Consider the following 25584-nt stretch of genomic DNA (forward strand, 5'->3'; position numbering starts at 1 on the left):
GGTGGCCGCATTGCCGCCCGGCGAGCGGCCGAATGAGGCGCGCTACGATCCGCCCATGTCCGCCGTTCCGCCCGCTGCCGCATCGCCCGCCCTGCCTCTGGACGCCGAAGGCATCCTTGCGCTGGCCGCGCGCTCGATGTTCCATTTGTTCTCGAGCATCAGCCAGGGCATGTTCCTGGTGGACCGCAGCGGGCGCATCGTGTGGGTCAACGAAGGCTATCGCCGCTTCCTGCCGGCGCTGGGTTTTTCGTCGATCGACCAGTTCCTGGGCCACATGGTCGAGGACGTCATTCCCAACACGCAGATGCGGCGCGTGCTCGAGACCGGCGAGCCGATCCTGGTCGACCTGCTCAACAACAAGGCGGGCACCTTCGTGGTCAGCCGCATTCCGCTGCGCGCCGAGAGCGACGGGCGCGAGGGGCAGGCGGGGGAGGTCATCGGCGCCATCGGCATCGTGCTGTTCGACCAGCCGGAAACCACGCTGCAGCCGCTCATCAGCAAGTTCGCGCTGCTGCAGCGCGACCTCGACGATGCGCGGCGCGAGCTCGCCACCCAGCGCAACAACCCGCTCTACCAGCACGCGGCCGACGGACAGCGCCGCTCCAAGTACACCTTTGCCAGCTTCATCGGCAGCAGCCCGGCCGCGGTGGAGGTCAAGCGCCATGCGCGGCGCGCCGCACAGTCCGCCAGCCCGGTGCTGCTGCTGGGCGAGACGGGCACGGGCAAGGAATTGCTCGCGCATGCGATCCATGCGGCCTCGGCGCGGGCCAAGGGGCAGTTCGTCAGCGTCAACATCGCGGCAGTGCCGGACACGCTGCTGGAGGCCGAGTTCTTCGGCTTCGCGCCCGGCGCCTTCACCGGCGCCGACAGGCGAGGGCGCGAGGGCAAGTTCAAGCTGGCCGATGGCGGCAGCCTGTTCCTCGACGAGATCGGCGACATGCCGCTCGGCCTGCAGGCCAAGCTGCTGCGCGCATTGCAGGAGGGCGAGATCGAGCCGCTCGGCTCCAACAAGCTGGTGCCCTTCGATGCGCGCGTGATCGCCGCCACCTCGCGCGACCTGCCAGAACTGGTGCGCCGTGGCCAGTTCCGCGAAGACTTGTACTACCGCCTCAACGTGCTGCCCTTGCGCGTGCCGCCGCTGCGCGAGCGGCGCAGCGACATTCCGGCGCTGGTCGAGGCGCTGGGCGAGGACATGGCGCTGCGCAGCGGCGAAGCCCCGCCCGAGATCACGCCCGATGCGCTCGCGCTGCTGGCCGGCCAGCACTGGCGCGGCAACATCCGCGAGCTGCGCAACGTGCTGGAGCAGGTCACGATGCGCAGCGACTCGCAGCGCATCGACGCCGCGCAGCTCGAGCGCATCCTGCGCGAAGCGGGGCTGGAGCAGATCGAACTGCCCGCCACCCTGCAGAGCGCGCACGACGCCGACGAAGAGGCGCTGCTGCTGCGGCCGCTCGCGCAGCAGGTGGCCGAACTGGAGCGCAAGGCGATCGCCGCGGCGCTTGCAGCGACCGGCGGCAACAAGCTGGCAACGTCGAGGCTGCTCGGCATTTCGCGTGCAACGCTCTACGAGCGCATGACGAGCCAGGAGCGGCCGGCGTGAAGCCGCCGAGCCTCGTGCGCCGCATCGGCCTGGAGCGAGCAAGCCTGTGAGCGTGCGCGCCCTGCGGTCCACCTTCGGCCCCAATTGCCATTGGTGCGGCCTGGCCATGGACTTCGACGAGCCTCACGGCAGGCCCGAGTCCGCGACCATCGAGCACCTGATCGATTCGACGCTTGGCGGCGTGCGCTCGCAAAAGCGCCGCCGGCTCGCGCACGCCGCCTGCAACCACGCGCGCAACGAGTTCCGCATGCAGGCCGAACGCCAGTTCCAGCACTGGATCGCGGAGCGCCAGGCCTCCGAGAAAACCCTGAACGAAAAATAGACAATTGATCAAAATTCAGGCACATCAAGTGTTCTGAATTCAGTCGAAAGACGCATCTTCCGAATGAAGAAGCGTTTGGTATCAAGGGGTTAGCAGATGGCACGAAGTGTGCAATATTCAGTCACCTATTACAGGAGACACAGAATGAACCGTCGCCATCTCGTCGCCCTGGCCGCACTCGCCGCCTGCGCCGCCGCCGCACCCGCCTGGGCCCAGTCCAACGAAATCCGCATCGCCCACATCTACAGCAAGACCGGTCCGCTCGAGGCCTACGGCAAGCAGACCCAGACCGGCCTGATGATGGGACTGGACTACGCCACCGGCGGCACGATGACCGTCAACGGCAAGAAACTCGTGGTCATCGAGAAGGACGACCAGGGCAAGCCCGACCTCGGCAAGTCGCTGCTGGCCGCGGCCTACTCCGACGACAAGGCCGCGCTGGCGGTGGGCCCCACGGCTTCGGGCGTGGCGCTGGCCATGCTGCCGGTGGCCGAGGAGTACAAGAAGATCCTGATCGTGGAGCCCGCGGTGGCTGATTCGATCACCGGCGACAAGTGGAACAAGTACATCTTCCGCACCGGGCGCAATTCGAGCCAGGACGCAATCAGCAACGCGGTGGCCATCGACAAGGCCGGCGTGACCGTGGCCACGCTCGCGCAGGACAACGCCTTCGGCCGCGACGGCGTGAAGGCCTTTGGCGCCGCGCTCAAGAAGGCGAAGCTGGTGCACGAGGAATACCTGCCGCCCGCCACCACCGACTTCACGGCCGGCGCGCAGCGCCTGATCGACAAGCTCAAGGACCAGCCGGGCCGCAAGATCATCTGGATCGTCTGGGCCGGCGCGGGCAATCCGTTCAAGATCGTCGACCTCGACCTGAAGCGCTACGGCATCGAGATTGCCACCGGCGGCAACATCCTGCCGGCCATGGCGGCCTACAAGAACCTGCCCGGCATGGAAGGCGCGGCGTACTACTACTTCGGCATTCCGAAGAACCCGGTCAACGAGGCGCTGGTGTCGGCGCACTACAAGGAATTCAAGACGCCGCCGGACTTCTTCACGGCCGGCGGCTTCTCGGCCGCGATGGCGGTGGTCACGGCGCTCAAGAAGACGGGCGGCGACACCGGCACCAACAAGCTCATCGGCGCCATGGAAGGCATGAGCTTCGACACGCCCAAGGGCAAGATGACCTTCCGCAAGGAAGACCACCAGGCGATGCAGTCGATGTACCACTTCAAGATCAAGGCCGATCCGGCATTCGCCTGGGGCGTGCCGGAGCTGGTGCGCGAGATCAAGCCTGAAGAGATGGACATCCCCATCAAGAACAAGAAGTAAGGCTCGCCCTTTCAAGTTTGTGCGAACTCGCCCCGGCACGGCCGCCGGGCGAAGCGCCAGCCTGCGCCGCCGAAGCGCGGGCGGGCGCAACCAACGGCCGATTCGTCAGCAATCCAGCAAGCGTTCGATACACCTACAACAGAAGGAGACAGCGATGGCAGCGATGCGATGGAAAAACTGGAAGGGATGGGCCGCGGCCGCGGCGATCACGATGGCGGCGGGGCAGCCCGCGACGGCGGCGGTGCCGCTGCCGGCGCTCGGCGCCAACCCGGCGGAGGTGAGCGTGTCCGGCCTCTCGGCGGGCGGTTTCATGGCCGTGCAGTTGCACGTGGCCTATTCGGCCACCTTCAAGCGCGGCGCGGGCGTGGTGGCCGGCGGGCCGTACTACTGCGCCGAAGGCTCGGTGCTCAATGCCACCGGCCGCTGCATGGCGCACGGCAGCAGCATTCCGGTGTCGACGCTGGTCAACACCACCAACAGCTGGGCCGCCAGCGGTGCGATCGACCCGGTGTCGAACATGACGGGCTCCAGGCTTTACCTGTTCTCGGGCACTTCGGACAACACCGTCAAGCCGGCGGTGATGGACGACCTGAAGACCTACTACCAGAGCTTCGTGCCGGCCGCCAACACGGTCTACAGGAACAACATCGGCGCCGGCCATGCGATGGTCACCGACGACTACGGCGGCGCCTGCAGCACCACCGCCGCGCCCTACATCAACAACTGCGGCTTCGACCTGGCGGGCGAGATCCTCGCGCAGCTGTATGGGCCGCTGAACCCGCGCAACAACGGCACCTTGGGCGGCAGCTTCACCGAGTTCAACCAGTCGGAATTCATCACCGGCCACGGCGTGGCCGCCACCGGCTGGATCTACGTGCCGCAGGCCTGCACCACGGCGTCGTGCCGCGTGCACATGGTGCTGCATGGCTGCAAGCAGAACTACACCGACGTGGGCGACCAGTACGTGAAGAAGACCGGCTACAACCGCTGGGCCGACACCAACGACATCGTGCTGATCTACCCGCAGACCAGCACCGCCGCCACCAACAGCTGCTGGGACTGGTGGGGCTACGACAACGCCAACTACGCGAAGAAGTCGGGCCCGCAGATGGCGGCGCTCAAGGCCATGGTCGACCGCGTGACCGGCTCCGGCGGGGGCTCGTCGCTGCCGGCGCCCACCGGCGTGGGCACCTCGGGCGCGACCAGCAGCAGCATGGTGGTCGGCTGGGCCGGCGTCTCGGGTGCGAGCGGCTACAACGTCTACCGCGGCGGCAGCAAGGTCAACGCGGCGCCGGTGGCCGGCACCAACTACACCGACACCGGCCTGGCCCCGTCCACCACCTACAGCTGGACCGTGGCGGCGCTGGATGCGAGCAATGCGCAAGGCGCAATGTCGGCTGCGGCCACGGGCACCACGCTGGCCGGCAGCGGTGGCGGCGGAACCTGCTACACCGCCAGCAACTATGCGCACACCGTGGCGGGCCGCGCCTATGCGCTGTGGGGCCTCACCTATGCCTACGGCTCGGGGCAGTCGATGGGCCTGTGGAACGTCTACGTGACCACCACGCTCAAGCAGACCGGGCCCAACTACTACGTGATCGGCACCTGCTGAGGCCGATCGGCACCTTTTTTTTCATTTGCCATGACCCACGATGCTTGAGACCAAAGACCTGACCATCCGCTTCGGCGGGCACGTGGCCGTCAACGGCGTGAGCTGCGCCTTCGCGCCGGGCACGCTGACGGCCATCGTCGGCCCCAACGGCGCGGGCAAGACCACCTACTTCAACCTGATCTCGGGCCAGCTCAAGGCGAGCGCGGGCACGGTGTCGCTCGACGGGCAGCTGCTGTCGGGCCTGTCGCCGTCGGCGCGCACGCACGCGGGGCTGGGGCGGGCCTTCCAGCTCACCAACCTGTTCCCCAACCTCACGGTGCTGGAGAACGTGCGCCTGGCGGTGCAGGCCACGCGCGAGGGCGAGCACCGGCGCGGGCTCAACCTGTGGAGCATCTGGAGCGACCACAAGGCGCTGACCGAACGCGCCGACCAGATCCTCGCGGACGTGGCGCTGAAGTCGCGCGAACACGCGACGGTGGCGAGCCTGCCGCACGGCGACCAGCGCAAGCTCGAAGTGGCGCTCCTGATGGCGCTCGAGCCCAAGGTCTTCATGTTCGACGAGCCGACCGCCGGCATGAACGCGGCCGAGGCGCCCGTCATCCTCGACCTGATCCGCAAGCTCAAGCAGGACAAGAGCAAGACCATCCTGCTGGTCGAACACAAGATGGACGTGGTGCGCGAGCTCGCGGACCGCATCATCGTGCTGCACAACGGCACGCTGGTGGCCGATGGCGAACCGGCAAAGGTGATCGCCTCGCCGGTGGTGCAGGAGGCCTACCTGGGCATTGCGAAGGAGGCTGCTGCATGAGCACCAACCTGTTGAGTCTCGAAGGCGTGCAGACGCACATCGGGGCGTACCACATCCTCCACGGCGTCGACCTGGTCGTGCCCCGGGGCCAGCTCACCATGCTGCTGGGCCGCAACGGCGCGGGCAAGACGACCACGCTGCGGACCATCATGGGCCTGTGGCATGCATCGCAGGGCAGGGTGCGCTTCGGTGAAAGGGATATCACGGCGATGCACACGCCGCAGATCGCGGAGCTCGGCATTGCCTATGTGCCCGAGAACATGGGCATCTTCTCCGACCTCACGGTGAAGGAGAACATGCTGCTGGCCGCGCGCGGCGCAAGGAGCGCAGCGGAGATCGACGACACGCGCCTCAAGTGGATCTTCAAGCTCTTTCCCGCAGTGGAGAAGTTCTGGAACCATCCGGCCGGCAAGCTCTCGGGCGGGCAGAAGCAGATGCTCGCGGTGTCGCGCGCCATCGTCGAGCCGCGCGAGCTGCTGCTGATCGATGAGCCCAGCAAGGGCCTCGCGCCCGTGATGATCAACAACATGATCGACGCCTTCGCCGAGCTCAAGGCGAGCGGCGTGACGATCCTGCTGGTGGAGCAGAACATCAACTTCGCCCAGCGCCTGGGCGACACCGTCGCGGTGATGGACAACGGCCGCGTGGTGCACAGCGGCTCGATGGCGGCGTTCTCCGCCGATGCGCAACTGCAGCAATCGCTGCTCGGACTGGCTCTATGAAACTCGACTTCGACTGGAAGCCATTGCTTCTCGCGCCGATCCTCGCACTGGCTGCGCTGCCCCTCACGGGCTCGTTCTCGACCTGGCTCACGCTCACGGTCGCGGGGCTGGCGATGGGCATGATCATCTTCATCATCGCCTCGGGCCTCACGCTGGTGTTCGGGCTGATGGACGTGCTCAACTTCGGCCACGGCGTGTTCATCGCACTCGGCGCCTTCGTGGCCAGCAGCGTGCTCGGCCTGATGGGCGACTGGACGGGTTCGGGCGAACTGTGGCGCAACCTCGTCGCCGTGTTCCCCGCGATGCTGGTCGCCATGGCGGTGGCCGGCGCGGTCGGCCTCGCGTTCGAGCGCTTCATCGTGCGGCCGGTGTACGGCCAGCACCTGAAGCAGATCCTGATCACCATGGGCGGCATGATCATCGGCGAGGAACTCATCAAGGTGATCTGGGGCCCGGCGCAGATTCCGCTGCCGCTGCCCGAGGCGCTGCGCGGCTCGCTGTTCGTGGCCGACGCGGCGATCAGCAAGTACCGGCTGCTCGCGGTGGCGGTGGGCGTGGTGGTGTTCGGACTGCTCGCATGGACGCTCGCGCGCACCAAGATCGGCCTCCTGATCCGCGCCGGCGTGCAGGACCGCGAGATGGTCGAGTCGCTGGGCTACCGCATCGGCCGGCTGTTCGTCGGCGTGTTCGTGGTGGGCAGCGCGCTGGCGGGCCTGGGCGGCGTGATGTGGGGGCTGTTCCAGCAGAACCTGGTGCCGCAGATGGGCGCGCAGGTCAACGTGCTGATCTTCATCGTGATCATCATCGGCGGTCTCGGCTCGACGGGCGGCGCGCTCATTGGTGCGCTGCTGGTGGGGCTCATGACCAACTACATCGGCTTCCTGCTGCCCACGCTCACGCAGTTCGCGAGCATCCTGCTGATGGTGGCGGTGCTGCTGTGGCGTCCGCAAGGCGTGTACCCGGTGGCGAACCGCTGAGGAAGAAGACCCCATGTTCCTGAAACGACTTCTCTCCAACGACATGCCCCGAAGCCGCCTGCTGGCGCTGCTGCTGGTGGCGCTGTTCATCGCGCTGGCGTTCGCGCCGTTCATCTTTCCGGGCGTGAAGGCGCTCAGCGTGGCGGCCAAGATCCTGGTGTTCGTGGTGCTGGTCGCGAGCTTCGACCTGCTGTTGGGCTACACCGGCATCGTGAGCTTTGCGCACACCATGTTCTTCGGCATCGGCGCCTATGGCATCGCGATCTCGGCGTCGCGGCTCGGGCCCAACTGGGGCGCGGTGCTGCTCGGGCTCGCGGCGTCGCTCGCGGTCTCGCTGGTGCTCTCGTTCGCGATCGGGCTGTTCTCGCTCAGGGTGCGCGCGATCTTCTTCGCGATGATCACGCTGGCGGTGGCCTCGGCCTTCCAGACGCTGGCCTCGCAGCTGTCGGACTTCACCGGCGGCGAAGACGGCCTGACCTTCAAGCTGCCCGAGCTGATCTCGCCGAGCTTCGAGTTCTCCGGGGAACCTTTCCTCGGCGTCTCGCTCGATGGCCGGCTGCTGTGCTATTACCTGCTTTTCGTGGCGGCGGTGGTGCTGGTGCTCGCGCTGCTGCGCATCGTGAATTCGCCTTTCGGCCGCGTGCTGCAGGCCATCCGAGAAAACGAGTTTCGCGCCGAGGCCATCGGCTACCGTGTGGTGGTGTACCGCACCACGGCGGCCGTGCTGTCGGCGCTCTTTGCCACGCTGGCCGGCGCCATGCTCGCGATCTGGCTGCGCTACAACGGCCCCGACACTTCACTGAGCTTCGAGATCATGATCGACGTGCTGCTGATCGTGGTGATCGGCGGCATGGGCACGATCTACGGCGCGGCCATTGGTGCGGTGCTGTTCGTGGTGGCGCAGAGCTACCTGCAGGACCTGCTGCGCGTGGGCAGCGAGGCCGCGAGCGGGCTGCCGTGGCTCGCGGCGCTCTTGTCGCCGGACCGCTGGCTGCTGTGGCTGGGGGTGCTGTTCGTGCTCTCGGTCTATTACTTTCCGACCGGCATCGTGGGCAAGCTCAGGGCGAGGGCCGCACGATGAGCAACGAGTTTCCGCTTCCGTCCTCCCACTATGCGCAGCTCGTGGGCCGCGAAATCCATTGGCTCGACTGGGGCGCGCCGGACGCGCCGGTGGTCATTGCCTGGCACGGCCTTGCGCGCACCTGCCGTGACATGGACGAACTGGCGCAGCACTTTGCCACGCGCGGCTTCCGCGTGATCTGCCCCGACACCATCGGCCGCGGCCTCAGCCAGTGGAGTCCGCTGCCCGACGAGGAATACCAACTCTCGTTCTATGCGCGCATTGCCGGTGCACTGTGCGACGAGCTGCGGCTGGGCCGCGTGCACTGGGTCGGCACGTCGATGGGCGGCGCCATCGGCACCGTCTGCGCGTCGGGCCTGTTCGAGCCGCGCATGAAGGCGCGCATTGCGAGCCTCACGCTCAACGACAACGCGCCGCAGCTCGCGCAGGCGGCCATCGAACGCATCCGCGCCTATGCCGGCGAGCCGCCCGCGTTCGGCACGGTGGCCGAGCTGGAGGCGTTCTTCCGCACCGTCTACAAGCCCTATGGCTGGCTCAGCGATGCGCAGTGGCGCCGGCTGACCGAAAGCTCCACGCGCCGCCTGCCCGACGGCCGTGTGACGCCGCATTACGACCCGGCGATGGTCCGGCAGTTCAGCGCGCACGACAACGACTACCTGATCTGGCCGCACTACGACGTGATCGAGGCGCCGGTGCTGTGCCTGCGTGGCGCCGAGTCGGACCTGGTGCTGCCCGAGGTGACGCAGCAGATGCAGCAGCGGGGGCCGGGCGCCGCCGGGCTGCTGAAGGTCGTCGAAATCCAGGGGTGCGGCCACGCGCCCGCGCTCAACGTGCCCGAACAACTGCAGCTGATCGAAGGGTTTATCCGGGCCGCCGGCCGCTAGGCGCGCGTCGGCGAGACAATCGCCGCCGATTTCCCACCACAAGGATCCACGCCATGGCGCTTTCGATGTACGACCTCTCCGTGCCGGTCTTTTCCCGCGGACTCGGCCAGCTCACCCATCTGCTCGAGAAGAGCCTGGCGCACGCCAGGGCCAACGACATCGATCCGGCAACGCTGGTGGACGCGAGGCTGGCACCGGACATGCTCACGCTGGCCGGCCAGATCCAGCGCGCAAGCGATGCTTCGAAGCTCGGCGTGGCGCGCATCGCCGGCATCACGGCGCCGAGCTTCCCCGACGAGGAAAAGACCTATGACGAGCTGCTGGCCCGCATCGCGAAGACGCAGGATTTCCTCGCGACCGTGGACCGCGCGCTGGTCGACGGCCAGGAGGAGCGCCCCGTGACCATCAAGACGCGCGAGGGCGAGGCGCATTTCACCGCGCAGCGCTACCTGCTGCAGTTCGCGCTGCCCAACTTCTTCTTCCACGTGACCACGGCCTACGGCGTGCTGCGCCACAAGGGCATGCCGATCGGAAAGATGGACTATCTGGGCAGGTTCTGAGCGCTGGCGGCGGGCCGGGTGGGCCAGCCCGCCAGGTTGCGCTCGGCAATGCCCGCCAGCGCGGTGATCCACGCCGGGCTGTCGTTGAGGCAGGGGATGTAGCTGAAGGTTGTACCGCCCGCATGCAGGAAGGCTTCGCGGCCTTCCATGGCAATTTCTTCGAGCGTCTCGAGGCAGTCGGCCGGAAAGCCCGGGCACACCACGTCGATCCGCTTCACGCCGCTTGCGCCGAGCTCGCGCAGGGTTGGCTCGGTGTAGGGCTCGAGCCACTTGGCACGGCCGAAACGCGACTGGAAGGTCACGCGGTATCCCGCGTCCGCAAGGCCCAGCCGCGCCGCCAGCAGGCGCGCGGTTTCGAGGCACTGGGCCTGGTACGGATCGCCGAGCGCGATGTTGCGCACCGGAATGCCGTGGAAGCTCATCAGAAGCAGCTCGCCGCGGCCTTCGCGCTTCCAGTGCGCTTCGATGCCGAGCGCCAGCGCCTCGATGTAGGCCGGATCGTCGTGGTACTGGTTGACGAAGCGGAACTCCGGAATGCGGCGCTGGCCGCGGCTCCAGTCGTTCACCGCGTCGATCACGCTGGCCGTGGTGGTGGCCGAATACTGCGGATAGGCCTGCAGCACCAGCACGCGCGTGGCGCCTTCGGCCTGCAGCGCATCGAGGCGCGAAGCGATCGACGGGCTGGCGTAGCGCATGGCATCGTGCACCGTCACGCGGTGGCCGCGCTCGCCGAGCCAGCCTGCGAGCAGCATGGCCTGCTTGCGGGTCCACACCTTCAGCGGCGAGCCCTCGGCCATCCAGATGCTCGCGTACTTGGCGGCCGACTTGGCGGGCCGCACGCGCAGGATGATGCCGTGCAGGATCAAGGCCCAGAGCAGCCTGGGGATCTCGACCACGCGCGGGTCGCCCAGAAACTCCGCCAGGTAGGGCCGCACGGCGGCTGCGGTGGGGGCATCGGGCGAGCCCAGGTTGCACCAGAGGATGGCGGTGCGTTCGATGGCGCGCGCGGGGTCGATGGAACCGCGGTTCCCGTTGTCTTGAGGCATGCGATATTCTCGGGCATGACCTCCGCTTCCACGGCGCCGGCAAGCGCCGCGCCCCTCGACATCAAGCGCATCTCGGCGATCTCGCTCGACCTGGACGACACCCTCTGGCCGATCTGGCCGACCATCGAGCGCGCCGAGACCGTGCTGCAGGAATGGCTGCTGCGCGAGGCACCGAAGACCGCCTCGCTGCTGCTGACGCCGGGCGTCCTGCGCGAGTTGCGCGAAGCCACCGCCAAGGAACGCTCCGACCTGGCGCACGACCTCAGCGCGCTGCGCCGCGAGTCGATCCGCGCGGCGCTCAGGCACGCGGGCGAAGACCCGGCGCTGGCCGATCCGGCCTTCGATGCCTTCTTTGCCGAACGCCAGCGCGTGACGCTCTACGAAGACGCGCTGCCGGCCCTCAAGTGGCTGAGCGAACGCTATCCGCTGGTGGCGGTGTCGAACGGCAATGCGGACATCCACCAGACCGGCGTCGGCCGATGGTTCCGCACCGCGTTCAACGCGCGCGCCTTCGGCAGCGGCAAGCCACATGCGCCGATCTTCCGTGCTGCGGCCGCGTCGGTCGGCCTGCTGCCCAAGGACGTGCTGCACGTTGGCGACGACGCCGAGCTCGACGTGGTCGGCGCACTCAATGCCGGCATGCAGGCGGCCTGGCTGGTGCGCGACGAGCGCCCGTGGGTGCACGGCGCGCGGCCGCAACTGATCGTGCCGAACCTGCACGCCCTGTGCGTGGCGCTCGGCGCCTGAACTATGAAAAGACCGGCCTGAAGAAGCTGCGTTCGTAGCTCAGGATGCACCGGGTGTCCTCGGCGTACCTGAAGGCGGCCTGGCATTCGGCGTCCTGCATCGAATCGCAGCGGTACTGCTCGTAGGCGGCCAGGCTGGGAAAGCTGAACATCGCGAGCGCCACGTTGTTGGCGCCTTCCGACGGCAGGAAATAGCCATGGTGCTGGCCGCCGAACTTCTCGACCAGCGGAATCCACAGCTTGCCGTAATGCTCGAATTCCTTGAGCTTGTAGGGATCGAGGATGTAGCGCAGGTAGCAGGTGACCATGGTTCTTTCCGTATGAACAGAGGGGGCGTCAGTCCAGGCCGAAGCGCTCGCGCAGCGCGGCGCAGAAATCTTCCGTGCCGCTGAGCGAGAAAGTCACCGTGTCCAGCTCCGGCGCCTCGCGGGTCTGCTGCAGGTCGAAGTCCCAGGCCGCCCCGTCGTCGAGCGCGCCGCGCGCATCGGGAAAAGTGGCATCGGCCCAGGCCAGCACCTGCGCGATCTCGGCAAGCACTTCGTGTGTTCTTGCCGGCACGGTCGAGGCCATGGCATCGAAGGTGCCGTGGCCCTCGGTGTCTTCGCTGTAGTCGAAATCCAGGTAGCGCAGTTCGGTCATGGTGTTGTCGATGCCTTGGCGGCGGCCAGTCCGCTCAGGACCGCGCCTTCGAGTGTCGCAGGGTAGGGGCCTGCGGTGTAGTCGCCGCAGGCGTGCAGGCCGGGTGCGATGCGCATCGGCGGCCGTGCGAGCGCGGGCGTGCAGGCGAAGGTGGCGCGCTTTTCGACCACGGTCTGCACGACGTGCAGCGCCGTCTGGCCGAGCTGCACGGCGGCTTGCGCAAGCGCCTGCCGCTCCAGCGTTTCGCGCGGCGTCTCGTTCGCGCTCACGACCATGGCGAGCACGCCTTCAGGCCCGCCGAGCTGGCCGCGATCGAAAACGAATTGCGCCGGTGCGGTGGCGGGATGGCTGCGCAGCGCCAGCATCGGCTGCGCGAGCGGCGAGGCGCCGCGTACGTAGACGGTGGCAATGGCCTCGAAGCGCAGGGCCTCGGTGGTTTCGCACCAGCGCTGCGCTGCCAGGCCGGACGCGCGAACGAGCCGCGCCGCGTCCCACGGCGCACACGCCAGAACAACCTGGTCGAAGCGCTCGCCCTCGACTTGCCATGCCGCGCCCTCGGGCGAGATGGCGTGCACGCGCGTGCCGATGCGCAGCGTTGCGTCGTGCTGCGCGAGCCACGCCAGGGCCGCGTCGGGAAAGAGCGCGCCCAGGTCGACGCGCGGCAGCAGCAGGTCCGCGCCGCCGCTGCCGCTGAAGAGCGCATCGTGCAGCACGCGCAGGAACACCTCGCCGCTCGACTGATCGACCGGCGTGTTGAGCGCGGAAACGCATAGCGGCTCGATCAACTCCTGCATCACGCGCGGCGTGAGGCCGGTGCAGAGCGCAGCCACGGTGGTGCCGTCGGCGCAGCGGAATCCGGCGAGGCGCCATTGCACCGCGGTGCGCAGCAGCGTGGACTTGTCCCGCCACGTCCAGCCGCGCGCCATGAAGATGCCCGCCAGCAGGTCGAGCGGGGCAGGCAGCCGCGGCAGCTTCAGGCCGCCGCCATCGGCAAAGCGCAGCGAGAGCGGCAGCCGCAGCAGCGCCTGGTCGATATCGATGCCTACTTCGCGCATCAGCTTCAGCGTCGCGGCGTAGGCGCCGATCAGGATGTGCTGGCCGTTGTCGAGCACCAGCCCGTGCATGTGGTCGACGCGCCGCGCGCGGCCGCCCGCCATGTGCGCCGCTTCGTAAAGCGTCACGGCATGGCCGAGGCGCGTGGCTTCGACGGCGCAGGCGAGGCCGGCCCAGCCGGCGCCGATGACGGCGACCTTCATGTCAGCACCTCGGTGCCAAGCTGCCAAGCTCAGTGGGCGTCTGCGCGGCCGGATTGCCAGGAACACCGCGGAACGGGCTCTGCCCGGCCGCAGGTGTTGCCCCCGGTAGGGGGAAGGAGAAGCGACACGAAGTGCGCGGAGCCTGGGGGCGAGTCATATTCTCCCCAATGCCTGGACCTTCCATGCGAGCCAGAACTTGCGCACCGGCGTCAGGCTCACGCGCTGGTTCAGCACCTGGAAGTCGTCGCGTTCGATCTCGCGCAGCAGCGTGCGGTAGATGCTGGCCATCATGAGGCCGGGCTTCTGGGCGCGGCGGTCGGGGGCGGGCAGCAGGGCGAGGGCTTCGTCGTACACCGCATGCGCGCGCTCGGCCTGGAACTTCATGAGTGCCACGAAGCGCTCCGAGTGCACGCGGTTCAGAATCTCGTGCGCCTTGACGTCGAATTTCTGCAGCTCGTTCACGGGCAGGTAGATGCGGCCGCGCAGCGCGTCCTCGCCAACGTCGCGAATGATGTTGGTGAGTTGCAGCGCCAGCCCGAGCTTGTGCGCATAGGCGGTGGTCTGCGGATCGGTCTGGCCGAAGATGCGCGCGGCGACTTCGCCCACCACGCCGGCCACCAGGTGGCAGTAGCGCGCGAGGCCGGGAAAGTCGAGGTAGCGGGTCTGCTCGAGGTCCATCTGGCAGCCGTCGATCACCTCGTTGAGCTGGGCGGGCTCGATGCCGTAGGCGGCGGCATGCGGCACCAGCGCCTGCATCACGGGGTGGCGGGGCGGGCCTGCAAAGGATTGCGCCACCTCGGTGCGCCACCAGGCCAGCTTGGTCGCGGCCACGCCGGGGTCGCTGACCTCGTCGACCACGTCGTCGATCTCGCGGCAGAAGGCATAGAAGGCCGTGATCGCGGCGCGCCGCGGCTTGGGAAGGAACAGAAACGCGTAATAGAAACTGCTGCCCGAGGCGGCGGCCTTGTCCTGTACGTATTGCTCGGGAGTCATCGGAGGGGCGCTTTCATGGGCCGCAATTGTCTCCGCATCCGCAGGGCGCGCCAGACCAGGAGCGGGGCGTCGGCCTTGCCTATTTTCGGGCGCTGCGAAAAGGTGTCGAAGCCCAGGTCCTCGATCTTGTCGAGAATGCGCAGGCCGCCCTGCACGACGAAGCGCAGTTCCCAGCCGGCGCGGCCCGGCAGGCGATGGACCAGCGGCGCGCCCTCGGCCATCAGCTCCCGCGCCCAGGCGCTTTCGACGGCGATCAGGTTGATGGCTTCCTGCGGGGGCGATGCGTCGGCCAGCGGCATGAAGACCTTGAAGCTCTCGCGCGTCAGGCCGCGCCGGGCGCAGTCGGCCAGCGGCGGATAGAAGCGTCCGCGCGGCAGGTCCACGCTCGGGTCTTGCCAGAAATTGATGAGTTGCAGTGCGCTGCAGATGGCGTCGCTTTGCGCCAGCGCCTGCGCATCGTTCACGCCATACAGATGCAGCAGCAGGCGCCCGACCGGGTTGGCGGAGCGGCGGCAGTAGTCGAGCAATTCGGCGCGGTCGGCGTAGGTTCCGCCGTCGCGGGTCTTCTCGATGTCCTGCATGAAGGCGCTCAGCAGGTCGGCGAGCAGCTGCTCCGGAAGCTTGAACTGCGCGATGCTGTGGGCGAGCGGGCCGAACACCTGGGGCCAGCGCGAGGAGGGCACCACCTGGCCGCGCGCGGCGGCTGCCAGCTCTTCGCGGTAGGCGCGAAGATCGGCCAGCCGCTGGTCGGGCAAGGCATCGCCTTCGTCCGCAATGTCGTCCGCGGTGCGCGCGAAATGGTAGATCGCGGCGATCGGCGGCCGCAGATGCGGCGGGCACAGCCAGGAGGCCACGGGGAAATTCTCGTAGTGCGCCGGCGGCGCGGCAATGTGGGGTGGTGCAGACACGCGGCGATTGTCCGCGACGCGCGGCGCGGACTATGCTCGTGGCGTCGCCAACAGCCCACTTCTTTTCCATCCATGAATGTACCGACGCAGGCTCCCGCCGCCCCGAGTCCAGCGCCAGGCGAGGCGCCTCATGCGGCGGGGCCGGGCCTGACGATCGCGGCGCTGGGCGTGGTGTTCGGCGACATCGGCACCTCGCCGCTCTATGCCTTCAAGGAAACGCTCAATCCCGAGCACGGCGTGGCGTTCACGCCCGATGCGGTGCTGGGCCTGCTCTCGCTGATCTTCTGGGGCCTGATGTTCGTGGTCACGCTCAAGTACGTGGTGTTCGTGCTGCGCGCCGACCACGACGGCGAGGGCGGCATCCTGGCCCTGCAGGCGCTTGCGCGCAGCGCGGCCGCGGGTCCCCGGACCCGGCCCTGGGTGTGGAACACGATCGGGGTGCTCGGCCTGGTCGGCGCGGCCATGTTCTACGGCGACAGCCTGATCACGCCGGCCATCTCGGTGCTGTCGGCGGTCGAGGGGCTGGAGGTGCAGGCGCCGGTGCTGCAGCGGGTGGTGATTCCGATCACCATCCTGATCCTGCTCGGGCTTTTCGCGGTGCAGCGCAAGGGCACCGGCGCGGTGGGCAAGGTGTTCGGGCCGGTCATGCTGCTGTGGTTCCTGATGCTGGCCGTCGCGGGCGGCTGGCAGGTGCTGCAGCATCCGCAGGTGCTGGCGGCGCTCGATCCGCGCCGCGCCATCGGTTTCCTGGTCGAGCACCGGCTGCAGTCGCTGGCGGTGCTGGGCGCGGTGTTTCTTGCCTTTACCGGCGGCGAGGCGCTCTATGCCGACATGGGGCACTTCGGCGCGCGCTCGATCCGGCGCGCCTGGCTCTTCATCGCGCTGCCCGGCCTGGTGCTGAACTACTTCGGCCAGGGCGCGCTGGTGCTGGCGGAGCCCGCGGCGGTCGACAACCCCTTCTTCCGGCTCTTTCCTTCATGGGGCGTCGTGCCGATGGTCGTGCTGGCCTCGATGGCGACCGTCATTGCGTCCCAGGCCGTGATCTCGGGCGCGTTTTCGCTCACTGCCCATGCCATGCGCATGGGCTACCTGCCGCGCATGCGCGTGGTGCAGACCTCGGGCTCGGCCATCGGCCAGGTCTACGTGCCGGTCGTCAACTGGATGCTGATGACGGGCGTGCTGCTTCTGGTGCTGGGCTTTCGCAGCTCGAGTGCGCTGTCGGCGGCCTACGGCATCGCGGTGTCGATCACGATGGTGACCACCACGCTGCTGGCGGGCGTCGTGGCCTGGGGGCTCTGGCGCTGGAACAGGGTGGCGGTGGTGCTCGGGGTGGCGGCGTTCGCCGCGGTGGACCTGACCTTCGTGCTTGCCAACAGCCTCAAGGTTGCCGACGGCGGCTGGCTCACGCTGGCCGTGGCGGCGGGCGTGATGCTGCTGTTCACCACCTGGGCCAAGGGCCGCCGGCTGGGCCTGGAGGCGGCCGCAGCCGAAAGCATGCCGCTCAGGACCTTCTTCGAGTCGCTGGCCCTCAACATGCCGCACCGCGTGCGCGGCACGGCCGTGTTTCCGAACGCCGACGCGGCCACCGTGCCCCACGCGCTGCTGCACAACCTCAAGCACAACCAGGTGCTGCACGAGCAGGTGATCGTGCTGCGGGTGCTGGCCTGCGACACGCCCCGCGTGGACGCGCGGCAGCGCATCGAGGCCGAACAGCTGATGGACGGCATCTGGGTGGTCACGGCGCGCCACGGCTTCATGGAGCGGCCCGACGTGCCTGAGTTCATCCGCATCCTGGCCTACCAGAAGACGCTGGCCATTGACTCGATGACCACCTCCTATTTCGTTTCCCGGGCCTCGGTGGGGCAGGAAAACCTCCCCGGCATGAACCCCGTGCGCCGCGCGCTCTTCGGCTGGCTGCAGCGCAACGCGGGCCGGGCGTCCGATTATTTCGAGCTGCCGGACAACCGGCTGGTCGAAATGGGGCAGAGGACCTGACAACCCCCGAATCGCGATTGACAGTCCCTGAGGTTTACCCTAAATTACTAACCAGTGGGTCAGTAATGACCGGGTTCGACCTTTCTAGGGTGTCTCATGACTGCCTCCTCCGGCTTTTCTCCTCTTGCCCGCAGTGCCGCCTGGCTGCTGCTCCCCGCCTTGTTCCTCGCCGGCTGTTCGCAGTCGAAGCCGGCCGAGGAGCCCGTGCGCGCGGTCAAGCTGGTGACCGTGGGCACCAGCGATTTCGAGGCCCAGCCCGAGTTCTCGGCCGAAGTCCGGGCGCGCGTCGAATCGCGGCTGGGCTTCCGCGTGGCGGGCAAGATCATCAGGCGCCAGGCCGAACTCGGCCAGCACGTGCAGGCCGGCCAGGTGCTGGCGCAGCTCGATCCGCAGGACTACCGGCTGGCCGCTGAAGCGGCGCGCGCGCAGCTGGCGGCGGCCCAGACCAACCGCGATCTCGCGGCGGCCGATCTCAAGCGCTATACCGAACTGCGTGCGCAGAACTTCATCAGCGGTGCCGAACTGGAGCGCCGCGAATCCACCTGGAAGGCCGCGCAGGCGCAGCTCGAGCAGGCGCAGGCCCAGCTTTCGTCGCAGGGCAACCAGGCCAGCTACACCACGCTGGTGGCCGACGTGGCCGGCATCATCACCGCCATCGAGGCCGAGCCTGGACAGGTGGTGCAGGCGGGCACGCCCGTGGTGCGCATTGCGCAGGACGGCGCGCGCGACGTGGTGTTTGCGGTGCCCGAAGACCGCGCGGCGCTCATCAAGCCCGGCTCGCCGGTCACCGTGCGCGGCTGGTCGGGCGGCAGCGAACTGCAGGGCCAGGTGCGCGAAGTGGCGGCCAGCGCCGACGCGGTCACGCGCACCTACGCAGTCAAGGTAGCCATCGATGCCGCCACCTCGCCGGCGCTCGGCGCCACCGTGTATGCCCGCCCGCAGGCGCTGGCACGCACCGGCGGCGCGGTCATCAAGCTGCCGACCAGCGCCTTGCGCCAGGAAGGCAAAGGCACCTCGGTCTGGGTGCTCGACAAGCCGACCATGACGGTGCGTTCGCAGCCCGTTCAGGTGGCCACTGCCGACGGCAACGAGGCCGTGATCGGCGCCGGGCTCACGCCCGGCATGATGGTCGTGGCCGCGGGCGTGCATGTGCTCTCGCCGGGGCAGAAGGTCACCATCTACCAGTCGAAGGAGGCTGCAGCGGCGGCCGCCAACGCGAAGGAGTCGGCGCAGCCGGTCGAGGCCGTGGCGGCCACGAAGAAGGAGATCGCTGCAGGTGCTTCCAAATGACGGAAGGCGCAGCAACCACCGCCAAGCCCGCCGGCTTCAATCTTTCCAAATGGGCGCTGGACCACGCGCCGCTCACGCGCTACCTGATGGTGGTGCTGATGGTGCTGGGCGCGTTCGCGTACTTCCAGCTCGGCCAGGACGAAGACCCGCCGTTCACCTTCCGTGCCATGGTGGTTCGCACCTATTGGCCCGGCGCCACCGCGCAGCAGGTGGCCGAGCAGGTCACCGACAAGCTTGAGCGTACGCTGCAGGAGGCGCCGTACGCCGACAAGATCCGCAGCTATTCGAAGCCGGGCGAGTCGCAGATCATTTTCCAGATCAAGGACTCGTCCAAGGCCGCCGACGTGGCCAACGTCTGGTACACGGTGCGCAAGAAGGTCGGCGACATGCGCAACACGCTGCCGCCGGGCGTGCAGGGGCCGTTCTTCAATGACGATTTCGGCGACGTCTATGGCGTGATCTACGCGCTGGAGAGCGAAGGCTTCAGCCAGGCCGAGCTCAAGACCCTGGCCGACGAGGTGCGCCAGCAGCTGCTGCGGGTGAAGGACGTGGCCAAGGTCGACCAGTTCGGCGTGCAGGACCAGAAGGTCTACATCGAGATCTCGCAGAAGCGCGTCGCGCAGCTGGGGCTGGACTTCAACGCAGTGCTCGCCCAGCTCGGCTCGCAGAATGCGATCGAAAGCGCGGGCACGATCCAGTCGCCGCTGGACGTGGTGCAGGTGCGCGTGGGCGGGCAGTTCACCAGCGTGGAGCAGCTGCGCGAGATGCCGATCCGCGGCAGCTCGGGCAACCAGCTGAAGCTCGGCGACATTGCCGAGGTTCGCCGCGGCTACGTCGATCCGCCGGCCGTGAAGGTGCATCACCAGGGCAAGGAGGTCGTTGCGCTCGGCGTTTCCATGGCCAAGGGCGGCGACATCATCGCGCTGGGCAAGGCGCTGCGCGCCACCACCGCGCAGATCGACCAGCGCCTGCCGGCCGGCGTGAAGCTCGCCCAGGTGCAGGACCAGCCGGTGTCGGTGGCCAGCTCGGTGAACGAATTCGTCGGCGTGCTGATTGAGGCCGTGGCCATCGTGCTGGCCGTGAGCATCATCTCGCTGGGCCTGCACAAGGGCGGGCGCTTCGGCTGGTACATCGACATCCGGCCCGGGCTGGTGGTGGCCATCACGATCCCGCTGGTGCTGGCCGTGACCTTCCTGGCCATGAACTACTTCGGCATCGGCCTGCACAAGATATCGCTCGGCTCGCTGATCATCGCGCTCGGCCTGCTGGTGGACGACGCGATCATCGCGGTCGAGATGATGGTGCGGAAGATGGAAGAGGGCTACGACAAGGTGCGCGCCGCCACCTTCGCCTACGACGTGACGGCCAAGCCCATGCTGACCGGCACGCTCATCACGGCTGCGGGCTTTTTGCCGATCGGCATCGCCAAGTCGGTCACGGGCGAGTACACCTTCGCGATCTTCGCGGTGACGGTGATTGCGCTGGTGCTGTCGTGGATCGTCTCGGTGTACTTCGTGCCCTACCTGGGCACGCTGCTGCTCAAGGTCAAGCCGCACGATCCCGAGGCGCCGCCGCACGAGCTGTTCGACACGCCGTTCTACAACAACTTCCGCCGCGCGGTGAACTGGTGCGTGCAGTACCGCTGGCTGACCATCGGCGCCACGGTGCTGATCTTCGCGCTCGGCATCTTCGGCATGGGCAAGGTGCAGCAGCAGTTCTTCCCGGATTCGAGCCGGCCGGAGATCATGGTGGACATCTGGTTCCCCGAGGGCACCTCGTTCGCGGCCAATGAAGAGGTCGCCAAGCGGGTCGAGCAGCGCATCATGAAGGAAGAGGGCGTGAAGACGGTCAGCACCTGGATCGGCTCCGGCGTGCCGCGCTTCTACCTGCCGCTGGACCAGGTCTTTCCGCAGACCAACGTCTCGCAGCTCATCGTGCTGGCCAAGGACCTGAAGGTGCGGGAGAGCCTGCGCATCAAGCTGCCGGCCCTGCTGGCGCAGGAGTTCCCCGAAGTGCGCGGCCGTGTGAAGCTGCTGCCCAACGGGCCGCCGGTACCGTATCCGGTGCAGTTCCGCGTGATCGGCACCGATCCCGCCCAGCTGCGCGCGCATGCCGACGAGGTCAAGGCCGTGCTGCGCGAGAACGCGAACATGCGCGGCGTGAACGACAACTGGAACGAATCGGTCAAGGTGATCCGGCTCGAGGTCGACCAGGCCAAGGCGCGCGCGCTCGGCGTGACCAGCCAGGCGATCGCCCAGGCTTCCAAGACCATGTTCTCCGGCACCACCGTGGGCCAGTACCGCGAGAACGACCTGCTGATCGACATCGTGCTGCGCCAGTCGGCGGATGAGCGCGAGGCCATCTCGGACATCGGCAACGCCTACCTGCCCACCACCTCGGGCCGCTCGATTCCGCTGACCCAGATCGCCCGGCCGGTGTTCAGCTGGGAACCCGGCGTGATGTGGCGCGAGAACCGCGACTACGCCATCACGGTGCAGGGCGACGTGGTCGAAGGCCTGCAGGGCGCCACGGTGACCGAGCAGTTGCTGCCGAAGCTGCGCCAGCTCGAGGCCGGCTGGCACGCGGCCGGCGAGGGCGGCTACCGCATCGAGGTGGCCGGCGCGGTCGAGGAAAGCAGCAAGGGCTCGGCGTCCATCGTGGCGGGCGTGCCGATCATGCTGTTCCTGGTGTTCACGCTCTTGATGCTGCAGCTGCACAGCTTCAGCCGCTCGCTGCTGGTGTTCATCACCGGCCCGATGGGCATTGCCGGCGTGGCCGGTGCGCTGCTGCTGCTGAACCGGCCGTTCGGCTTCGTGGCGCTCCTCGGGGTGATCGCGCTGATGGGCATGATCCAGCGCAACGCGGTGATCCTGATCGACCAGATCGAGAGCGACCGCGAGGCCGGCGTGCCGGCCTGGGATGCGATCGTGGAATCGGCCGTGCGGCGCCTGCGGCCCATCGTGCTGACGGCGGCCGCGGCGGTGCTGGCGATGATTCCGCTTTCCCGCAGCGTGTTCTGGGGGCCGATGGCCGTGGCCATCATGGGCGGGCTGATCGTGGCGACCGTATTGACCCTGCTGGCGCTGCCGGCAATGTACGCCGCCGCCTTCCGCGTCAGGCGGGAGCCGAAAGAGCTCCCGATTCGCGCTTAAAATACGCGGTTGACCGATTTCAGGCGGACGGTCTTTGGGCGGCGGGCATCCGGCAATCGGATGTCCGCGGCACCAGGGCCGTCCGCCTTTGCATTCACCTGAAAAATTTGGCAAGCGCGGGTGGCGAAATTGGTAGACGCACCAGGTTTAGGTCCTGACGTTCGCAAGAACGTGCCGGTTCGAGTCCGGCCCCGCGCACCAGCCACACCCCTCACAAGGAAGACACCATGACCGTGACCGTTGAAACTCTCGAGAAGCTCGAACGCAAGATCACGCTGACCCTGCCGGTCGGCACCATCCAGTCCGAAGTCGATTCGCGCCTCAAGAAGCTCGCGCGCACCGTCAAGATGGATGGCTTCCGTCCCGGCAAGGTGCCGATGAACGTCGTGGCCCAGCGCTACGGCTACTCGGTGCACTACGAGGTCATGAACGACAAGGTCGGCGAAGCGTTCTCGCAGGCGGCCAACGAAGCCAAGCTGCGCGTGGCCGGCCAGCCCCGCATCACCGAGAAGGAAGAGTCGCCCGAAGGCCAGCTCGCCTTCGACGCCGTCTTCGAAGTGTTCCCTGAAGTCAAGATCAACGACCTGTCGGGCGCCGAAGTCGAGAAGCTCTCGGCCGAAGTGGGCGACGACGCGATCGACAAGACGCTCGACATCCTGCGCAAGCAGCGCCGCACCTTCGCCCAGCGCGCCCAAGACGCCGTCGCGCAGGACGACGACCGCGTGACGGTCGATTTCGAAGGCAAGATCGATGGCGAGCCGTTCCCGGGCGGCAAGGCCGAAGACTTCCAGTTCATCGTCGGCGAAGGCCAGATGCTGAAGGAATTCGAAGACGCCGTGCGCGGCATGAAGGCCGGCGACAGCCGCACCTTCCCGCTCTCGTTCCCGGCCGACTACCACGGCAAGGACGTGGCCGGCAAGCAGGCCGACTTCATGGTCACCGTGAAGAAGATCGAAGCCTCGCACCTGCCCGAAGTCAACGAGCAGCTCGCCAAGTCGCTCGGCATTGCCGAAGCCACGGTCGAAGGCCTGCGCGCCGACATCAAGAAGAACCTCGAGCGCGAAGTGAAGTTCCGCCTGCTGGCGCGCAACAAGAACGCCGTGATGGACACCCTGGTGGCCAACGCCGAGCTCGATCTGCCCAACGCGAGCGTGCAGTCCGAAGTGAACCGCATGGTGGAAGGCGCCCGCGCCGAGCTCAAGCAGCGCGGCATCAAGGACGCCGACAAGGCGCCGATTCCCGACGAAGTGTTCCGTCCCCAAGCCGAGCGCCGCGTGCGCCTGGGCCTCGTGGTGGCCGAACTGGTGCGTGCCAACAACCTGCAGGCCAAGCCCGAGCAGATCAAGGCCCACATCGACGAGCTGGCCGCCAGCTACGAAAAGCCGGCCGACGTGGTGCGCTGGTACTTCAGCGACAACAACCGCCTGGCCGAAGTCGAAGCCGTGGTCATCGAGAACAACGTGACCGATTTCGTGCTCGGCAAGGCCAAGGTCAACGAAAAGTCGGTGTCGTTCGACGAGCTGATGGCGCAACAAGGCTGATCCGCCGCCGCCTGCAATGCCAATGGGGCTTGTGCTTTGCGGCACGAGCCCCATTTCACTCAGGCGTACAGTAAATTCGAACAGCGAACGAACCCTTTTCCGGAGAGCAATTCAATGAGCGCACAGGAAATCAAAGGCCTCGGCATGATCCCGATGGTCATCGAGCAGTCGGGCCGCGGCGAGCGGTCCTACGACATCTATTCGCGTCTCCTCAAGGAACGCATCATTTTCCTGGTGGGCGAGGTGAACGACCAGACCGCCAACCTCGTGGTGGCGCAGTTGCTGTTCCTTGAGAGCGAGAACCCGGACAAGGACATTTCGTTCTACATCAATTCCCCGGGCGGCAGCGTGAGCGCCGGCATGGCCATCTACGACACCATGCAGTTCATCAAGCCCGACGTTTCCACCATGTGCATCGGCTTTGCGGCCAGCATGGGCGCCTTCCTGCTGGCGGCCGGCGAAAAGGGCAAGCGCTTCTCGCTGCCCAATTCGAAGATCATGATCCACCAGGTGCTCGGCGGCGCGCGCGGCCAGGCGACGGACATCGAGATCCACGCCCGCGACATCCTGCGCACCAAGGACCAGATGAACCGCATCCTGGCCGAGCGCACGGGCCAACCGCTCGAAAAAGTCAAGTCGGACACCGAGCGCGACTATTTCCTCACGGCCGACGAAGCCAAGGAATACGGCCTGGTGGACCAGGTCATTGCGAAGCGCAGCTGATCAATTGAGCCCGTGCCGCGGCGCCGGCGGCGCCAAAAAGGCAAAAACCGGCGTTTCCCACACGGGAAACGCCGTTTTTGTTTAGTTATCATTGTCCCCACCCCGTTACGAGGCACCTGTCCATGGCCGAAAAAAAAGGCTCTTCCAGCGAAAAAACGCTTTATTGCTCGTTCTGCGGCAAGAGCCAGCATGAGGTCAAGAAGCTGATCGCGGGCCCTTCGGTCTTCATTTGCGACGAGTGCATCGACCTTTGCAACGAAATCATCCGCGACGAGCTCCCGGCCGGTGAAGAGGCGCGCGAGGCGCGCAGCGACCTGCCCACGCCGCTGGAAATCAAGACCAACCTCGACAACTACGTGATCGGCCAGGAGCCGGCCAAGCGCATGCTGTCGGTGGCGGTCTACAACCACTACAAGCGCCTGCGCCACAAGGAAAAGGCCAAGGGCGACGATGTCGAGCTCAGCAAGAGCAACATCCTCCTGATCGGGCCCACCGGCTCGGGCAAGACGCTGCTCGCGCAGACGCTCGCGCGCATGCTCGACGTGCCCTTCGTGATGGCCGACGCCACCACGCTGACCGAAGCCGGCTACGTGGGCGAGGACGTCGAGAACATCATCCAGAAGCTGCTGCAAAGCTGCAACTACGAGGTCGAGCGCGCCCAGCGCGGCATCGTCTACATCGACGAGATCGACAAGATCTCGCGCAAGTCGGACAACCCGTCCATCACGCGCGACGTGTCGGGCGAGGGCGTGCAGCAGGCGCTGCTCAAGCTCATCGAAGGCACCATGGCCAGCGTGCCGCCCCAGGGCGGGCGCAAGCACCCGAACCAGGACTTCCTGCAGATCGACACGACCAACATCCTGTTCATCTGCGGCGGCGCCTTCGCCGGCCTCGAGAAGGTCATCGAGAACCGTACCGAAGCCTCGGGCATCGGCTTCGGCGCTTCGGTCAAGAGCAAGGCGCAGCGCAGCATCACCGAGGTGTTCCGCGAAGTCGAGCCCGAAGACCTGATCAAGTTCGGCCTGATCCCCGAACTGGTGGGCCGCATGCCCGTGGTGGCTTCGCTGGCCGAGCTCAGCGAAGACGCGCTGGTGCAGATCCTGACCGAGCCCAAGAACGCGGTGGTCAAGCAGTTCACCAAGCTGCTGCAGATGGAAGGCGTCGATCTCGAGATCCGCCCCGCGGCCCTCAAGGCCATTGCACGCAAGGCGCTGGCCCGCAAGACCGGCGCGCGGGGCCTTCGTTCGATCCTCGAACAGTCGCTGATCGACACCATGTTCGAGCTGCCGAATGCCACCAACGTCGACAAGGTTGTGGTCGAGGAATCCACAATTGATGAAAACAAGCCGCCGCTGCTCGTCTACCGCGAAGCGGCCAAGAAGGCCTGAGTGAACGCG

23 protein-coding genes and 1 tRNA gene are annotated in these 25584 nt (G+C 67.3%); 18 read left to right on the forward strand and 6 right to left on the reverse strand.

Going from position 1 to position 25584, the window contains the following annotated elements:
• Window positions 1–55 precede the first annotated feature (55 nt).
• From EJO66_RS07215 to EJO66_RS07260, 10 genes are all read left to right on the forward strand, one after another.
• Complete coding sequence (locus tag EJO66_RS07215) at window positions 56–1600, forward strand: sigma-54 interaction domain-containing protein (RefSeq protein ID WP_125964829.1); 1545 nt, start codon at window positions 56–58, stop codon at window positions 1598–1600.
• Between the two features lie 46 nt (window positions 1601–1646).
• Window positions 1647–1922, forward strand: a complete 276-nt coding sequence (locus tag EJO66_RS07220) for a hypothetical protein (protein WP_125964830.1) — start codon at window positions 1647–1649, stop codon at window positions 1920–1922.
• Window positions 1923–2066: 144 nt separating this feature from the next.
• Window positions 2067–3254, forward strand: a complete 1188-nt coding sequence (locus EJO66_RS07225; RefSeq protein ID WP_124957987.1) for a substrate-binding domain-containing protein — start codon at window positions 2067–2069, stop codon at window positions 3252–3254.
• A gap of 154 nt (window positions 3255–3408) precedes the next feature.
• Window positions 3409–4866, forward strand: a complete 1458-nt coding sequence (locus EJO66_RS07230; RefSeq protein WP_125964831.1) for an extracellular catalytic domain type 2 short-chain-length polyhydroxyalkanoate depolymerase — start codon at window positions 3409–3411, stop codon at window positions 4864–4866.
• A gap of 40 nt (window positions 4867–4906) precedes the next feature.
• The gene (locus tag EJO66_RS07235) at window positions 4907–5674 is read left to right on the forward strand and encodes an ABC transporter ATP-binding protein (RefSeq protein ID WP_124957985.1); all 768 of its coding nucleotides are present in this window, start codon (window positions 4907–4909) and stop codon (window positions 5672–5674) included.
• The gene (locus tag EJO66_RS07240; protein ID WP_124957984.1) at window positions 5671–6396 is read left to right on the forward strand and encodes an ABC transporter ATP-binding protein; all 726 of its coding nucleotides are present in this window, start codon (window positions 5671–5673) and stop codon (window positions 6394–6396) included. Before EJO66_RS07235 ends, EJO66_RS07240 begins: the two co-directional genes overlap by 4 nt.
• Complete coding sequence (locus EJO66_RS07245; RefSeq protein ID WP_124957983.1) at window positions 6393–7373, forward strand: branched-chain amino acid ABC transporter permease; 981 nt, start codon at window positions 6393–6395, stop codon at window positions 7371–7373. The genes EJO66_RS07240 and EJO66_RS07245 overlap by 4 nt, the downstream gene beginning before the upstream one ends.
• Window positions 7374–7386: 13 nt before the next feature.
• Window positions 7387–8454 (forward strand): branched-chain amino acid ABC transporter permease, encoded by a 1068-nt coding sequence (locus EJO66_RS07250; protein WP_124957982.1) that lies wholly within the window; start codon window positions 7387–7389, stop codon window positions 8452–8454.
• A complete protein-coding gene (locus tag EJO66_RS07255; protein WP_124957981.1) occupies window positions 8451–9338 on the forward strand; it encodes an alpha/beta fold hydrolase in 888 nt (295 codons plus the stop codon). The genes EJO66_RS07250 and EJO66_RS07255 overlap by 4 nt, the downstream gene beginning before the upstream one ends.
• Before the next feature lie 53 nt (window positions 9339–9391).
• Window positions 9392–9898 carry a DUF1993 domain-containing protein gene (locus EJO66_RS07260; RefSeq protein WP_124957980.1) on the forward strand — a complete coding sequence of 169 codons (507 nt, stop codon included), beginning with the start codon at window positions 9392–9394 and terminating at the stop codon, window positions 9896–9898.
• Here EJO66_RS07260 and hemH read toward each other — a convergent pair.
• A complete protein-coding gene (hemH, locus tag EJO66_RS07265; RefSeq protein ID WP_124957979.1) occupies window positions 9880–10944 on the reverse strand; it encodes a ferrochelatase in 1065 nt (354 codons plus the stop codon). The genes EJO66_RS07260 and hemH overlap by 19 nt on opposite strands.
• Window positions 10945–10959: 15 nt before the next feature.
• On the opposite strand from hemH, the gene EJO66_RS07270 reads away from it, so the two are divergent.
• Window positions 10960–11691 (forward strand): HAD family hydrolase, encoded by a 732-nt coding sequence (locus tag EJO66_RS07270; RefSeq protein ID WP_125964832.1) that lies wholly within the window; start codon window positions 10960–10962, stop codon window positions 11689–11691.
• Window position 11692: 1 nt separating this feature from the next.
• Here EJO66_RS07270 and EJO66_RS07275 read toward each other — a convergent pair whose 3' ends face one another.
• The 5 genes from EJO66_RS07275 to hpnC form a co-directional block, all read right to left on the reverse strand.
• Window positions 11693–11998 (reverse strand): NIPSNAP family protein, encoded by a 306-nt coding sequence (locus tag EJO66_RS07275; RefSeq protein ID WP_124957977.1) that lies wholly within the window; start codon window positions 11996–11998, stop codon window positions 11693–11695.
• A gap of 28 nt (window positions 11999–12026) precedes the next feature.
• Window positions 12027–12329 carry a hypothetical protein gene (locus EJO66_RS07280; protein ID WP_124957976.1) on the reverse strand — a complete coding sequence of 101 codons (303 nt, stop codon included), beginning with the start codon at window positions 12327–12329 and terminating at the stop codon, window positions 12027–12029.
• Window positions 12326–13585, reverse strand: coding sequence for a hydroxysqualene dehydroxylase HpnE (hpnE, locus tag EJO66_RS07285; RefSeq protein WP_125964833.1), 1260 nt, complete (start codon window positions 13583–13585; stop codon window positions 12326–12328). Before hpnE ends, EJO66_RS07280 begins: the two co-directional genes overlap by 4 nt.
• Before the next feature lie 153 nt (window positions 13586–13738).
• Window positions 13739–14578, reverse strand: coding sequence for a presqualene diphosphate synthase HpnD (hpnD, locus tag EJO66_RS07290; RefSeq protein WP_125964834.1), 840 nt, complete (start codon window positions 14576–14578; stop codon window positions 13739–13741).
• Entirely contained in the window at window positions 14575–15486 is a 912-nt protein-coding gene (gene hpnC / locus EJO66_RS07295; protein WP_125964835.1) for a squalene synthase HpnC, read from the reverse strand. The genes hpnD and hpnC overlap by 4 nt, the downstream gene beginning before the upstream one ends.
• 72 nt (window positions 15487–15558) lie before the next feature.
• Between hpnC and EJO66_RS07300 the strand changes: the two genes are divergently transcribed.
• The 7 genes from EJO66_RS07300 to clpX all read left to right on the forward strand — a co-directional run bounded on the left by EJO66_RS07300 (window position 15559) and on the right by clpX (window position 25575).
• Window positions 15559–17481 carry a potassium transporter Kup gene (locus EJO66_RS07300; protein WP_125964836.1) on the forward strand — a complete coding sequence of 641 codons (1923 nt, stop codon included), beginning with the start codon at window positions 15559–15561 and terminating at the stop codon, window positions 17479–17481.
• A 96-nt stretch (window positions 17482–17577) separates the two neighbouring features.
• Entirely contained in the window at window positions 17578–18771 is a 1194-nt protein-coding gene (locus tag EJO66_RS07305; RefSeq protein WP_125964837.1) for an efflux RND transporter periplasmic adaptor subunit, read from the forward strand.
• A complete protein-coding gene (locus tag EJO66_RS07310; protein WP_125964838.1) occupies window positions 18768–21923 on the forward strand; it encodes an efflux RND transporter permease subunit in 3156 nt (1051 codons plus the stop codon). The genes EJO66_RS07305 and EJO66_RS07310 overlap by 4 nt, the downstream gene beginning before the upstream one ends.
• A gap of 114 nt (window positions 21924–22037) precedes the next feature.
• Window positions 22038–22124, forward strand: a tRNA-Leu gene (locus tag EJO66_RS07315).
• A 26-nt stretch (window positions 22125–22150) separates the two neighbouring features.
• Complete coding sequence (gene tig, locus EJO66_RS07320) at window positions 22151–23464, forward strand: trigger factor (protein ID WP_124957969.1); 1314 nt, start codon at window positions 22151–22153, stop codon at window positions 23462–23464.
• Between the two features lie 114 nt (window positions 23465–23578).
• Window positions 23579–24187 carry an ATP-dependent Clp endopeptidase proteolytic subunit ClpP gene (gene clpP, locus EJO66_RS07325; protein WP_021007616.1) on the forward strand — a complete coding sequence of 203 codons (609 nt, stop codon included), beginning with the start codon at window positions 23579–23581 and terminating at the stop codon, window positions 24185–24187.
• A 122-nt stretch (window positions 24188–24309) separates the two neighbouring features.
• Window positions 24310–25575 (forward strand): ATP-dependent Clp protease ATP-binding subunit ClpX, encoded by a 1266-nt coding sequence (clpX, locus tag EJO66_RS07330; protein WP_012747621.1) that lies wholly within the window; start codon window positions 24310–24312, stop codon window positions 25573–25575.
• The last annotated feature ends 9 nt before the right edge of the window (window positions 25576–25584 follow it).

It is taken from the genome of Variovorax beijingensis (assembly GCF_003951285.1).
In the GTDB taxonomy this organism is placed as follows: Bacteria; Pseudomonadota; Gammaproteobacteria; order Burkholderiales; family Burkholderiaceae_C; genus Variovorax; species Variovorax beijingensis.